The following is a 14,647-nucleotide window of genomic DNA, read 5'->3' as shown; positions in this document are numbered from 1 at the left end:
TTGCGTTAGCGGCTTCTGTGCCAAAGACTGTCAATGCTCAGCACTCCTGATGCTCAGGACATGAGCATTGAACGATTGATAGTCTCTAATACTGCGCCCGGTCGGGATATTGATGCCTTGAGGAATGATGCCGCTGCAATTGTGGCAGGCTGGAAATGCCACGGGGACGTCACCTTTCATTAAGGTGTCCGTGAACAGGTGTAAGTCAGTAAGCAACCTTTCAGCACGGTTTGGATAGAGTGCAACGACCGAGTTCAAGAGCCTGACTTCTGAGTGAGCCCCTGGACCGCCAGCTCTTATCGGAATGATTCCGTCGCTGTGCTCGATATGCGTTGCGATAAGCTCTCGCGTATACGGTTGTAGTTCATTGCTTTGACTGGTCGTCCTGCTCAGGGTTGGATCAGCTATCAGTTCAGCTTCGGTGAAGCTTCTTTTATGTAGCAAGTCGTCGTTCGCTGCGCTGTACCGCGTTGATAAATCCATCATGTACTCGGCAGTATTATTGATTTTGTAACTTCCGAAGTTCAGGTAGAACTCTGTGCTCGTAGCACTGCCCTTATAGCCAGCGTCTACACCTTTATAGTCAGTCGGGCCTTTTTTGGGCGCTGCGATGTTGAAATAGTCCATAAATGTTTGCTCATGCTCTGTGTCTACCGCATAGGAATGAGCAACAAGATGATCCTTCAGCACGCCTTTGGTGAATTTGTAGTCCGGGTTCGTTCCGATGTTCTTCTTGCGGAAACTCTCCCGCTTCGCCGGTGTTGTGCCGGGATACACTTGAGAGGCTGATGACATGATCTGTTGTGATCTGGCCCGGCCCTTAGCCGCAAAGTCAGTGACGATATCGTCTTTTCCCAGGCCCTGGTGATCGATGAATCTCACCGGGTTATTCCCGACCATGCAATACAGATTCAACCCGTCAACCGCACCGGCCGGATCAGGACTGATCCAGCGCTGCAACCATGGCGCGTAATACCGTTGGCCGTAGTAATACAACCCACTGGCATCGCGTTCCTTGCCTGAGTAGCGAATGGTTCTGTACTTCGCTTCCAGTTCTGTACGGGCAGCCCTCCAGGCCGTGCCGCCATAGGGGTAATAACCTTCCTCGCTGATCAGGTTGCCTTCGGCGTCCAGCTCCATTGTATTGGAGCCCAGATGGTCATCGAAGCTGTAATGCAAAGCGTCATTCGTGATAGCCGAGGGAGTTCCCTGGCTCCAATGCAGACAACGCACACTGCAGCGCCCTGCTTGCACAGTGATGACATCGAGTTTCTCCTTAGTGCTTTCACGGATCTCCAGGCCCGGCAAATAGGTGACGTCATTGCAGTGGATGAGCGCGTGTGCCTTTTGGATTTGTCGTTTGCGAACGCGCTGACCGTTGCCGTCGTAGAAGTAGCTTTCCGCATCCGCTGCTTGCTCTGTGCGTTCGACCAGTGTCACGCGTTGTAATTGGTTGCGTGCGTTCCACTCCATAGGTTGCCCGGCTTGCAGCAGTTGTAGATTGCCGTTGGTGTCGAAGCCCTTTGCAAAGTCGGGTGTCGGATCGCCCGTTTTCCATAACAGCCCGCGATTGCTGTCAGGGGCGATGCCCATCTCACGGGTGTAATTATTTCCCTCGCACTGATGTTGCAGCTTGATCAGATTCGCGCGCTCATCATAGGTATAACGCTGAGTGAAGTTGCGTAGCCGGCTCCGGTCACCCGGACTCGGCAACCAATCGGGGAGCGGTGCGTGAATCCGTGCTCCGTGCTCTTCACGACCCGAAGCCTGGGTCAGTTGATAGAGACTGTCGTAGACATAAGTGCTGATCGGCTCTATGCGTTGGTTGGCGTTGTGCTGTTCGGGTTTGGTGTGATCCTCGACGTTCAACACATTGCCGACAGCGTCATAGGCGTAGTGCAGCTCTTGGAGAGCCTTTCCTGCTCGCGACGTTTTCAGTTGGTTCATGCGGCCATTTTCAGGCGTGTAAACCGCTGCACTGGTGATCTTTCCTCCCAGGGTCTGCGATTCGATCTGACCCAGGGCGTTGTACCTGACCTGATCGAGAATCAGCGTGTGTTTGATGACACCATCGAGTTGCAGGGTGACTTTTTTGAGCTGTCCGGCGACATCGAACCAGAAGTATTGTGTATGCCTTTTGGCATCTTTTTGTTTGAGGGTCTCGCCAGTGGGGGCGTACTGCCAGTGGGTGGTGTGCGCGGTATCGTTTTCTAGCAGCTCATCACGTTTGTCGAGTTCTTCCGGCCAGTCCGGTGCTTGTAGATCTTTCAGAAAGTGTCGCGTTTCGCTGAGCAACTTTCCCGTCAGGTCATACTCGGATAAAAGCAGTTTGCCTGCCGGATCATCATGGCGAATCAACCGACCGCACTGGTTCGTTTTCGCATGGTCGGTTGAGTTATCTGCATAAGTAAAACGCTCGATGGCCTGGCGGTTTTTTCCGTCGGGCTTTTCGTAAGTCACCGTCGGGCGCAACTGATTGTCATGGTGCGTTTGCCAATGGTTACCGCGAGAGTCCCATTTTTCCGCCACCTGACCGGCTTCGCCGAAGAAGGTCAGGCGCCAGCCTGCATCGATGCTTTGGGTCAGTAACAAAGCCCCCGACAGACTGCGGAGCTGCTTTGAATCAGCGGTTATTACGCTGGCGCTGCTGCGTTGCTCAACGACCTGACCATTGATTTCATGTACGTAACGAGCAATACGGGCCTGAGGTTGTGCGATGGATTCATTGCACAGGTAGGTGACTTCGCGAACCTGAAAGCCACGACCGTCGACGACGTTCAGTGTCGGGGTGTGATGATGAATGGTGGTACTCATACTTCGCCTCCATGCGTAGTTGAATCATCGGACGGCGTGTCGGGCCGGGTGTCGTTCTCGTCCTCGGTGATGGAATACCAGGGGTGGTAGGTGTACCGACGCTCGTCGCCGTTGGCATTGATGACGCGAATGAGTCGGCCCAGTGGGTCATGGAAATGCTGATCGCAAAGTCCTGACTGACGTAGCGACTCATCGTTGATGTACCGATGCCGGTCACTGAAGTAGGGCCGATAGGTACGAATTACCAGGCCTTTATTGTCGTATTCGATACGCTCGCTGACACGCCAGCGAAGATTGACTTCGCGCTCTTGCGGTTTGTCATTCAACCGCGTCAGTGTGCCGCCTTCATTAACGATCCAGGCCATTCCTGGCTCGACTTTTTGTTTGCTTTGTAACTGCCGGCCAAAACCATCCCAGCAAACGACGGCGATGCGGGTTTGTCGTTCAGAGTCGCTGTGGAATCGGTCTGCCTGCATCGTGGCGCAGTGCACCGGTTCGCGTGCCACGCTTTCTATCAGCGTCTGGAGTTTTTGCTCGTAAGGTGTTTTGGTACTGAGGTCGGCCAGACGAGTACGAGCGCTGGCGCGGACATGCCCGCTGGGCAACAGATCGCCTTGCGCAACGGCTTGTTTGCGCCAGTCCTGCTCTTGCGTTGTGGTGGCCGCAATATGTCCCATCCAACTGAGCGGAGAGTAAAAGTAGACGCTGGCGACATCCTGGAGTGCCCTGCCGGGATTTTCGATGGCGATGTCGGGCCGCTCATCGTAATGGCGGGTATAGGTGGCAATGGGTTTGAAGCCGATATCCTTACCGGAGTTGCTTTTGTGGTAACTGATGGCTTGAACTTGTCCGGCTACATCGTACAACGCTTCCTGGACATTACCGTTGGGGTCGGTGATCTGTTTTGGCTGGAGTATTCGGTAGTCAATATTTGACGCTGTGGTGGTGCAGATGTCCGGTAGTTTGACAGTGGTGGTCAGGCAGTAATAAGCGTCGTAGGTGATAGCCGTTGAGCCATGCTGTTGGCTTTCCTTGAATGTCAGCGCCCTGAAAAAACCGTCCAGTTTTGCGTAAGTGGTGAAACCGCGTCGTACAGACCAGAGGTTGCCCTGTTTATCCCACTCCTTGTCGGCCGCTAAAGTGATGGACATTTTTTTGTAGCCACTGCCCTGGAGTTTCTTCGTCATATCAAAAGACGCGTTGCTCGGTATAAGTTTGAGCACGTCGTAGGCCTTCAACGCCAGCTCATTGAGTTCGGCTGTTTCAAGGTGATCAAACAAGGCTTCGACGCTGGCCTGGCCATCAGCGAAGGTGTCGCTTGCGTCTGGTTTTCTGTAACGCTGTAAAGACAGGTCGGTCATGACCCGCCTGGTTTCCCAGGTCGCTGAATTGCTCAGTTCCAATATGTTTTCATAGTTAATGGTGTTGGGGGTCAGGCCTCCGGCCGAGGGTGTCTTGGGCAACCTCAGCGCGTTGGTGCGTTGCAGGTAACGCAGGCCCAGGCGCCTGCCCTGGGTGTTAACGTTGATAAATTGAGCTTTTGTTTCGTTCAGGTAGTAATACTGCTGGTCCTCGTCATGGGCATCGCCCCACCATTTGTTTTGCCAGGTATCCGTGAAAGGGGGGGGATCGGTAGCCGTTTTACGCCGTGCGTAACTGATCTCCAGGCTGTGGGTGAGGTGACCATAGGAGTCCCATTCCAGATTGATCGTGTGGGTGCAGCGAGGATCATCAGGAATGCGCTCGTACTGATAGTTAATGGATTCCACGACTGCGGGATGCACGATTGAATAGGGGCTGTGTTTCCCCAGGCCTCTGAACTCACGTATCAGGTACCGATGTTGTTGCACCGAATAAGGGTGCTTTGCTTTCGGGGACTGGTCCTGACCGTACGTTTCTACCCGCAAAGTGTGGCCGCTCAACGCTCGAGCGAACTCGCGCCTTCGGGCCAGCATGTGACTGATGGCGTCAACGGCCGGCGTGTGTTCAGCTGGCCCCCAGCTTTCTCCCATCTCGAGAACTGTTGCCTTCAGGGCTGCGGCTGTCGCATCGCTACGGTTGTAACCAAGGTTGGACGGGTCTACCTCTTCACCGGTGTGGAACCAGGTCTTGGTCAGTGTCGCTGAGGTGTGAGGACTGTTCTCTGTGCTGCCACGGCTGGTTGGGCTATCGGTTTGCTGGAGCAGGCCGAAACCCCGGAACTCTCGTTCGGTGCTGTCGTAGAAGCCACGTCGATATTTGAACCGCTGGGTCAGCCGATTGCCGGTGATTTCGTCGTACTGAGTCTGTTGCTTGACCAGGAACAGAGGAAATGGCAAACGTGAAATCGCTGGTTTGTTGTTCTTGAGTAACTGCTTTTTTTCGTCCAGCCACTCTTGTGCAGAACTGCGATAGCTGACGCTGCCACTAGCGCCCATGTTGTTGTTGGTCGACTTGAGCAAGTAGGGTTTGGTGTCAATGAAGTCATAGCGCCAATGCCGGCTTTCCTCTCCAGGTACGCTGAAAACCAGACTGGAGCAGCCAACCCCCTGCAGGTCTGCGGCGCTGACCTTGCAAAGTCGGTCATGGCGCAGGCCTTCGGGCCAGGGTAAGTCGACCGCAGGCCCCAGTGTGTTACCGCCGTGGTTCATGAAAATGCGCGCGCAATCAGGTTGCAGATAAACAAGGTCAGCGGCCCCCGAGCCGTCCAGGTCGGCCAGCAGGACGCGGGATGCATCGAATTGCTCGTATGAGAAATCCAGGGTGGCGATCACCCGCCCCTTCCCGAAGCGTCCTTGGCCCAGGTTGGGCCAGCATTTCACTTCGTTGTGACGAATACGGATCAAGTGCTGTTGGCCGCTGCCCAGAAGATCGCTGAAGGCCACCAGTTCACAGGATGAGTTGCCGGGCTGCGGCAGATCATCTTCATCGGTGTGGCGTGACACCTCGGTTGCGGGGGCGAAGCCGATTTTGTTCTGGTTGGCGTACAGGCGAACACTGCGCGGTCCGATCATGATCAGATCGCTGCGCCCGGTCCCCATCAGACTGGCCAATTGTCCTTGAGGATGGAAAAACTCGGTCGGAACAGCGGTGAATGAGGTGAAATTCGACCAATCTCCATCCGGGCTCAGCGTGAAAAAACCGCTGAACTCGGGGTGTGCCACGATCCAGTCCGGACGGCCGTCACCGCTGAGGTCACCGAGAAATTGTCGAGGAGACTTTCGGCTGTCGGCCAGCGGGATTCGTGGCAGCTCGCGCCATGGTGCGTACATGACGTGATCTTCTGCGTTGTCGTCCCGCAAAGGCTGGCTGTAACGCCAGCTTTTGTCTGTTCGATGAAGAATGCCCGGCAGTCCTTCTCCCAGCAGATCGACGAACTGAAACTGCTCCTGGTGATTGAGCCTGGCCAGCGCCTCGAAGGGTTTGAAGTGGCGAGCCTCAGGCTTGAGCGTGAAACCGGTGTAGGTGAACTCAAGTGGAGGTTGATATTCATTGGTATTGTCGCCAAAGGCTTGGTTCAACGCTGCGCTCAGGCAGTTATAGGATAGAGCGCCAGTTTGGTACTGGAGCAGGAGGCGGTGCACCAGTATTGGTTCGCGGCCCATCGATGTTTCATCCGGGAAGTAATGAAACATCAGAACCTGTTGGCACAAGCGTTGAGTGCCCAATTCAAAACCGTAGGCGAACTCCGAGAACGGATCACTGCGTACAGAGCACGGCAGCGTCCCTTCGTAACCAGGCGTGTCTTCCAGGCTAACGCTGCGTTCGCCATAGTCGAAACACAGCTCGAAATGCCATTTCTTATCGTTGAGGCCATCGACCTTGCACAGGTACAACTGTGAGTCACCGTGGAAATTGCCATAGCGCACGCGACTCAGGTAGCGCTGGGCGCGGTAATCGGCGGAGCCCTGAGTCGCGACCTCATCAGCGGTGTACTCATAAAGAATATGCTCGCCATGAGCATTCATGCTCTCTTCGAGCAACCACTCGCCTACCCGCACTGATGCGTCGGGATCTGCGCGATGTGCCGACGATGTTTTTCCGTACAGGTGTTGGCTGCCATCGGCGCTGTGTATCAGCCAGAAGCCCGGTTTGTTCGTGGCGCTGGACCAATGCTCGATCAAGTCGAAGGCGGCTTCGATCCGAGGTCGATAACGCACGACAGCATGTTGCACCAGCTGTTTGCCGTCGCTGCACATTTTGTGGCTGGATTTGATTGCGCCTGTTGTTCTGTCCCGTTCAGGCATCCAGACCTCACCACCGGGGCCGACGAACAAATCATCGTGGGTGTAGGCCGGAACGCCCAGACGGGTGTGTCGTGTAACGGTAGGCAGGGACAATTTCCAGCCGAGGCCGAAAATACCGTTGCCTTGAGCACTGCTGTAGCTCAGGGCCAGGGCTGGGGCATATCCGCGACCCGGTGAAACAGGCAGGGGGATCTCACAGGACGCCGCACCGCTGGACCCTATCGGGCCTAAGCCATTACCAATGCTTTGAATCGCCCCGCCGCCCTTGGGCAGAGCCGGAAGATCGACAGGTATGGAGGTTTGTTCGCTCATCGGGCACCCCCATCAGCCTTGGCGGTGTACTGCACCTGCACGATGATATCGGTGAGCGATTCGAGCATGGCTTTCTGAACGGCGTGATTAGGGAACGACAGCTTCCATTTTGAAATTGCGCCGGTGTACTCGAAGGGCAGATAGCGTTCGTCCTGAAAGTTCAACGTGAACAGACCGTTGTCGTCGATACCGGTCGAAAGGGCTATTTGCTGACTGGCTCGGCGGCTACTCATTTTGCTGCCGTTGGGCATGACAACATCGCTGCTGGTCTGGGTCAGGATAGCGCGGATATCCTCATAAGGGCCCAGGATCGCCGGCAGGGAGATGCTGATGCTCTTGATCCGGCGCAGGCAGTGCCCTGGGTAGTCATTGTCAAACAGGGGCTGGGTCAGTTCGAATTCACATGAGCCATTATTTACAAGACCTGATTTGAGGCCTGTGACCGCAGGTTTCACACCCTGCGCAGGCGTATCGTTCCAGGGCTTATTAATGGATTCAGGGGTCTTGTCCTTGTCTTTGAGCAGGCGTAACGACACGGTCTTGCGAATTTCCAGCTCGCGCTCATGACCCAAAAGGTAGGCGCTCTTCATCTTCAGCAAGCCCAGTTTCATCGACTCCCCAGGGCCGAGTCCGCGGTAGGTACTGTTCCAGCCCTGGGGTTGGAAGAACGGCTGTGTGGAATACTCGGCCATCTCGTAGCGCCAACATGACTCGGTGAGTTGGCACAGCGACAAGGCTTCGTCATACGCCTGGTAATAGAAGATGGACAGCTGGCCAGTGAACCACTGGTAAAGCTGCGAGCTGGTAAAGCGCTTGCTGAGGAAGTCGTAGGTGGTTCTGGCTTGGTTGAGTGCCGTTTGAGTCTGTCGTAACAGCAGCAGGGAGGCTGTCTCCCGTTCGGCTTCAAGTGCCAGTTGTGCATCGATTTGTGCGATTTCGAGTCTTGCCTGATCGCGAGCGAGTGTCCACTCCTGATGGCGACGACGGTATTGCTCAGCACGTTCGAGGGCGTCGCCAGCGCCATGAGCAGCAGCTGCCACGCCTTGAGCTCCGGCCATGACCGCAAAGGGCACACCCTCGACGCGATGACCGCCGTCTGCCAGGCCAAAAATGTTGGGAATGACCTTCAGGCCATGGCCGACCACTTGGGCCGCGTAGGCAGAGGCTTCAGCAATACGCCCTGTGAGGTGCAATGTGGCGGCGGCGACCTCTTCTGTATTGACCACCTCATTGACCCGTTGACTGTAATAATCCACACGCCCTTCGACAATGGCTTTACTGGCTAGCAAGGCCTCCTTGTTCTTCTGGTCGATCTTCAACGCCTGGGTTTGTAGGTCTACCGTAATGTTTGCCAGATCCCAGAGGTGTTGTTGCTGAATTTCCTGATAGCTGGCTTGCTCGGTACGCTCGATGAATGACAACAGCGTTGTACCGAACTGAATCACGGTATCTACCGCGCTTATGGCATGGGCATGCAGGGTGCTGAAGCGGTAGGGCGGGATATCCAGACTTGGGCGTCGCTCAATGCCGGGTTCTGCCGCACGCTGAGGATTGGAGCGCAATAAATCGCCTGGTGTAGCGGGCGCCTTGAAGAGGGAGAAACTCAGTGGCTTGCCGACAATGTCGAGATTATGTCTAAGGTTGTGCAAGCGACTTTCCAGCTTTTCCCAGCGCGAGATCAGCACCGGGTTGAACGGTAGTCGCAAGTGTGGCGTGTCAATCGCGTGTACCGAGGGGGGCGGTGCATACGGACGCACGCACACCTGGGGCGCAATGTTGGGGGAGGTTGCTGTCGGTTGGTTTCTTTTGTTTATGCCAAGCTCATTCTCAAAAGCGCGCAGAGCGCTGTTGGTCTCGTCACTGAATTTTTGCAGTGTGACGGTAGACCAGAGGTCGGTTTGCCTGAGATCCGGGCGAGGGCCCAGAAGGTCCAGTGCGCGGATGTACCAGAGCTTGGCTTGCGCCAGCCCATCGGGGGTCAACGTGCGGTAGGCCGTGTCACCGCGATTGGCCAGGATATCGATGTAGAGCATGTACAAGGCTTTGCGAAAGTGCACGGGATAACTAAGGGCAATCTGATGCGGGTCTTGTGGGTCCTGGATGGCGTAGCTGGGTTGGCCGGGGGATGGACTGGCGCTGATTAATGGCACGGCATTCCAATAGTCGGGGTTGCCTTCATTGACTTTTTTGCGGCCGGGGTTGAACACGTATTGCAACCAGCGTTCGGCCTCACCGTATTGGCGCTCCAGGTTAAAGCGGTGTGCCACCAGCCATGGAAGATAAAGGAACAACTCCACGAAGTAGCGACCATAGGCGCCGTAGAAATCCACGTTCTCAGGCGTACCGTTTTCCCTGAAAGCAGGCTCCTGCAGGTGCTGAGTTTCCCAGCTCAGCAGTTTGTCCATGCCCGTTTCGGCGCGCTCGATCAGATGCCTGGCGAAGGTGATGTTCATTCGAACAGGATTGCGATTTTCGTCGGTCGAGACGTCACTTTTTTCTATTGTAGAATTTGCAAAATCAATAAATTCTGTCGTGCCTGAATTATCGGCCAGGCGGAAGTTAAATCGAGGGGCTTTAAGTTTTACGCTGTCCGCGTTTATTCGGCTGAACTGGAGCGTTCTTTTGTTTGCCTTATTCCACTCGCTGGCAGCCGTGATGGGAATGCCCGAATGAAGAAGTTTATGCATTATTGCTATGGCAAGTTCTTCAGTATTGGATCGTGTAGGACTCGTTGTGATAATCGAGTCTTTATCGATATCTACCGATAGTTGGAACTGCGGCGCAATATCTGACTTGGGGAGCTGGTCGTTTACATACAGGCCAATGTGCAATGAATGCGTTGAGTGATGCTCGTCATTGAGGGCAATGGTGTGTGTGTCCAGCTTGATATTAGCCAAGGTCTTATTGTGAAACAGTGCACGTGAAGCGTAACCCTGTAGACAGGTCTGCGGGGTGCTCCAGCTCTCATCATATTTTTTGTAGCACAGGTTCAAACGAAACAGCGGATTGGTGTCAGGTCTTTCTGTGCTGGTTGCGCTGTCTTTTGCCGTCTTGGTTACCGCCGTACTTTCCTGGCCGATGCACTCGGCCCAGATCACGTACAGACGATTGTTGAACATGACCGGGCGAATGGTATGTTCGATGGCACTTTCGGAAATCGGCAGATTCACGCGTTTCCAGTCCGACCAGGCCTCTGGCTCGGGGGCATCGAACTTGGAGGGCGAGGCGAGGGACACTGCAGAGCTTCCCGTATGGGGACGCTTGGCCATGTCCAGCGAGCGCCAATAGTAGGTATTCGCGGCTCGGGATTTGGCAATGAAGTAATAGGTGCTGTTGGCGAAATCGTTTCCGTCGATGTAACCATTGAGTAGTGTCAGGTTGGCAACTTCTTCGAGTCTTGTCAGGTAGGCCAAGACGGCCGCCTGAACGGACTCGGAGGTGAGTTGGTGCTGGTTGATGTCGTTTTCCAGTTGCTGAAAACTGTCGGTCCTGGTCCTGCGAAGTGTCGGGTCCAGATAGACCGCAGGGAAATAATGCAACTGCTGGTTGGCTACCCAGGTCGGATAGTGATGCATCACGGTACGCCAGGTCTCGATCTGGTCGGCCGGGATATTCGCGGTGTGATATCCGGGCTCCATGTTGGCCAGAATGCTGTTGATGTATTGCTGCAGGCTGGCAATGGCGCAAGCCACCGGGCTGGTGGGTACGTCCTGGCTGACCAGCACATCGAGAAGCCAGTAGTGATAGAGGTCGTTAGGCGTCTTGAGATGTTCGGCGATCTTCAGCGACTTCAACATCTCGTCTTCAGGTACGATCGCTGACAGATAGAGTGCGAGTTGAGCATCACGCAAACTTTCATTAAGTTGCTTTTCAATGGTGATAGACATGTTCATTCCTTGAGCCTGTAACAGGATCAATGACTGGCGGCCATGACGGCTTCACCGACTTTCTTCCAGGCGTCTGACGCGCTTGCGTTGTTCAGGGCGGTTGCGCCGAGGAGTGAGGTGGCGCTCAGCCCCGTTGTCTTGCAGGTTGCATGACAACGCATTACCCAATCCACATCCTTCATTGTTTTGGCTTTGCGGGACGCCAGCGTTGCGGTCACCACACTGACTTCGGTCGGCGTCCAGCCCAGCAATTTGGCCAGGAAACTGTTCGTTGTCGTGGTATCGGCAGTCGAATTGGCAAGCCCCAGATAGCTCAGAAGGCTTTCCTCCGGGTGCTGATGGGTGCTCATGCAGTGGTTGAAACGATCCAGCAGGTACAAGCTGCTGAGTGTCAGTTTCAGCTGCGTGTTTGCTGTTTCCAGCCACTCGGGATGGCGCAGGAACAAGCGCAGGGCGCTGTTGCTCAGATGCAGTTGAACGGCAGCTTCGGCGTGGCGCAGAACCGGGTGGAGTGCTGTGGGGAGCCTGGTTGAGTGTGCATCACTCAGCGCGGCGGCGAGGACCGCGTGGGTCGAGGAGTTTGCCCATAACAGCACCCCCTTTGCGCAGTTCATGGGGAGCTGAGAAGTTTCCTGCAAGAGCTTCTCTATCAGGTGCTGCTGTCGATCATGGGCACGCAGTAGCAGGTCTTTGAGTTTTTGCTTGCAGTCATCTTTGAGCACGTTACCCAATTTCAGTGGGTCGATAACGTCGTTCAGTGCGGTGGCCAGTTTCTGCGGCACATCGTCTTTGATTGCAGGCGCGAAGTTTTTTACCAGGCCGTTGTCATCAAGCAATGTTTTAGCCAGTAGGGCACGCCACCCGAAGTCTTTTGGAAGCGACAGTTCTGCTACTTCTCGTGGGGTTACCACACACTGCAAGGTATCGCCGTTCAGCTTGGTGAGATGTTGCCGCAAATCTCGAAACGAATGATCATCGCTGCCCATGGGCTCCAGGAGGCGTCGCAGCTTGGGAATGTCGTAGGCGGACTCACTGAGCCAGTTTGTTATCCAGTCCATTTGCATCAGCACATCAAGCAAGTTGAGTACATCAAGCCCCTGGGGCTCATTCTGCGTCAGCGTGACATCGGTGTAGTTGCTAGTGTTATCGAGGTCGTTGCTAGTTTGACTGAGTGGGCTCTGTATCACGGTCGCTAACTTGGTTGCACTGCGTATTAATACATTGAGATCGCGGTTGGGCAGCTCTATTGGGCAACCCTCAAGAGAGATCACCGTATCACCGGCAACGGTCGGGATCTGGTTGATAGTGATGCTGGGTTCATCATCGGAGTCATCATTATTGCTTGAGTCGCCGGGGAAACGGATGTGAATTTTTCCTATGAGATTTCTATCGGCGAACAATGAAGTATTGGTTGTAAGTGTTGATCCTGACAGAAGCAGGGGAGGGTTCTCTGGGTCGACTTGCTTGGGTGCGCGAAAACGTGCGACTAGATTGAAATACTGACTGGAATTTCTGATGTTTATTTGGATTGTTCGACTGTCTAGGGCGTATCCGTTTGCCAAGCATTTAGAGATGCTTTCACCCCCCAGTAAGTTTGCGAGCATCGCACTGTCGGCAATTGAAATGCCGAGCATTCGGGCAATCCGCGCCTGCCGATAGATCGAGGACAGGGTGCGTAGATCACACTTCAGCGGGCCAAGGTATTGCTTCGTGTTCCTGACGATCAGTAATAACGAGTCTTCGGTCAGAGGCAGACCAAGGCTGGCACTCAGGTGTTGCAGGATGGTATGCGAGGCCGGGTCGGAGCCGTCAGCGCTGAAGGTTCGACCATCGAGTACCAGTGGCGTATCGAATAGTCGGGCCGGATTGAATACCCGGTCGAATAAGGCGGGGGCATCACCGGTGGCAGAGGGGGATACTCGATAAAGCAAGGCAGCAAACTCTTCGGCATTGATCGAGTACCGACGGTTAAAGTAGCGATAAACACCCAAAGTACACACTGTATAAGTGTCGAGTTGCATGAGCGTGTTACGCGGCACTTGTGATTCAAACGCGCCGATGATCAGGGTATCCAGCTCGGCGAAAGGGATATCGAGCCAGCGTTGCAAGCGGATCATTCGTTGCAAGCGTACAAGTCGCGGGTCTGTCGCCTCGGCTATCTGTTTAACCCCCTCAACTTTGATGATTGCCATGTTGTTGGCAGTGGTGGTGCCTACCGGGAAAGGGCCGTTTATATAACTAGCGCCATACGGACCGGGAAGTGAAACGGCCGTTGGGTCATTGCTGGATTGGCGTGGGGCATGTTTGCCTTGCGAGAGCAGCGCTTCGATTTGCCCTGCATTCAGTTCTGTGCGCTCCATAAAGCTTGCCAAGTTTTTCAGGCTGGCAAGTGCATCGGTGCCATAGAGGCTTTGCCAATAGCTATCTTTAGACTGCTCATCCTCTCTTGGGACTTCTGTCAGTAATGCCTGCTGCTGTGGACTCAGCCCGGACAACAGTTGTTGGGCTTCGAAAGGGGTGGATGTCCGTACCTGGCCATACTGAATGTTGACTGTCTGTGTGATGGGAAGGTGGGTGCTGATGAGGTAGTTCAATTCTCCCAGCGAAGGTGTTTTTCCACTGAGGCCCAGCAGGCACTGATGATGAAAAATGTTGTAGGGAAGAGCGAAGGGATAACGTCGTTGCGCCAATACGTCATACGTTGATTTGTTTTTGTCGGCGGTGCTCTTCAGTGCCTCCTGAATATTCGCGTTCAGGATGTCATTGACGATCTTGAGCATGGGCTGTGCAGTGAAGGTATTTTGCTGATCGATCGACAGAGCTGCGAGATCCGGGCGTCGCTTTTCCAGCAGGATTCGGTTGACGGTCTCAGTTGCTGATTGCGAGGCACTGGTTTCCAGTTGCTTGGCAAACAGGTACAGCGCTCTGAGGTAAGCGACTGGCGAGTCGATTGCCGCGATCGAATCTACTGTGCAGGACTCGTCCCAGTTTTCCTGAAACAGATTGGTATAGGTGGGGCCTTGTTTCTCGACCGCACGAATACCTGGGGGGTGCCAATGGTGTTGCGTTTGTCCAGATGAGAGTTGTTGTTCCCGATATAAATGGCTGACCTGGGCGGCAAGACACTTGGCGTTGTCGTAGAGCTTCCCGATGTCGATGCTGGAGGCGTGCCCTTTGAGCGTACTGTCACGGTTGATCGCGTCCCCGACTTTTTTCTTGAAGCTGGCTTCGGTCAGTCGAGTGATATCGAACACTGAAGTGAGCTTCAGTGCGTCTTTGAAGAGTTTTTGCAGATCCCGGTGTTTCTCGGAACTGTTGGCCGTGATAAGTGCCTGGAGTAATGGATAGCCGTCCATGCCGATAAATCTCCTATGAAGTGGAGTTATCGACATTACTGCACGGGAGGAT

The 14,647-nt window shown here is 54.5% G+C and carries 4 protein-coding genes; all 4 read right to left on the bottom strand.

Annotation, left to right across the window (positions count from 1 at the left end; all coding sequences use genetic code 11):
• Positions 1–30: 30 nt before the first annotated feature.
• Genes QF010_RS28060 through QF010_RS28045 form a run of 4 tightly spaced genes read right to left on the bottom strand, consistent with a single transcriptional unit; the run spans position 31 to position 14,595 of the window.
• Positions 31–2,814 (bottom strand): RHS repeat-associated core domain-containing protein, encoded by a 2,784-nt coding sequence (locus QF010_RS28060; protein ID WP_429534362.1) that lies wholly within the window; start codon positions 2,812–2,814, stop codon positions 31–33.
• Positions 2,811–7,352 carry a SpvB/TcaC N-terminal domain-containing protein gene (locus QF010_RS28055; protein WP_429534361.1) on the bottom strand — a complete coding sequence of 1,514 codons (4,542 nt, stop codon included), beginning with the start codon at positions 7,350–7,352 and terminating at the stop codon, positions 2,811–2,813. Before QF010_RS28055 ends, QF010_RS28060 begins: the two co-directional genes overlap by 4 nt.
• The gene (locus QF010_RS28050; protein WP_429534360.1) at positions 7,349–11,239 is read right to left on the bottom strand and encodes a Tc toxin subunit A-related protein; all 3,891 of its coding nucleotides are present in this window, start codon (positions 11,237–11,239) and stop codon (positions 7,349–7,351) included. Before QF010_RS28050 ends, QF010_RS28055 begins: the two co-directional genes overlap by 4 nt.
• A gap of 26 nt (positions 11,240–11,265) precedes the next feature.
• Entirely contained in the window at positions 11,266–14,595 is a 3,330-nt protein-coding gene (locus QF010_RS28045; RefSeq protein ID WP_429534359.1) for a Tc toxin subunit A, read from the bottom strand.
• Positions 14,596–14,647: the final 52 nt, after the last annotated feature.

It is taken from the genome of Pseudomonas silensiensis (genome assembly GCF_050434865.1).
Lineage (GTDB): Bacteria > Pseudomonadota > Gammaproteobacteria > Pseudomonadales > Pseudomonadaceae > Aquipseudomonas > Aquipseudomonas fluorescens_W.
The sequence above is the reverse complement of the archived record's forward strand: the minus strand, read 5'-3'. Positions and strand labels throughout refer to the sequence as shown.

Bases quoted from the DNA above. Each gene is read 5' to 3' on its own strand.
- QF010_RS28060 (WP_429534362.1), bottom strand. From the start codon at position 2,814: ATGAGTACCACCATTCATCATCACACCCCGACACTGAACGTCGTCGAC.
- QF010_RS28045 (WP_429534359.1), bottom strand. From the start codon at position 14,595: ATGGACGGCTATCCATTACTCCAGGCACTTATCACGGCCAACAGTTCC.
- QF010_RS28055 (WP_429534361.1), bottom strand. From the start codon at position 7,352: ATGAGCGAACAAACCTCCATACCTGTCGATCTTCCGGCTCTGCCCAAG.
- QF010_RS28050 (WP_429534360.1), bottom strand. From the start codon at position 11,239: ATGTCTATCACCATTGAAAAGCAACTTAATGAAAGTTTGCGTGATGCT.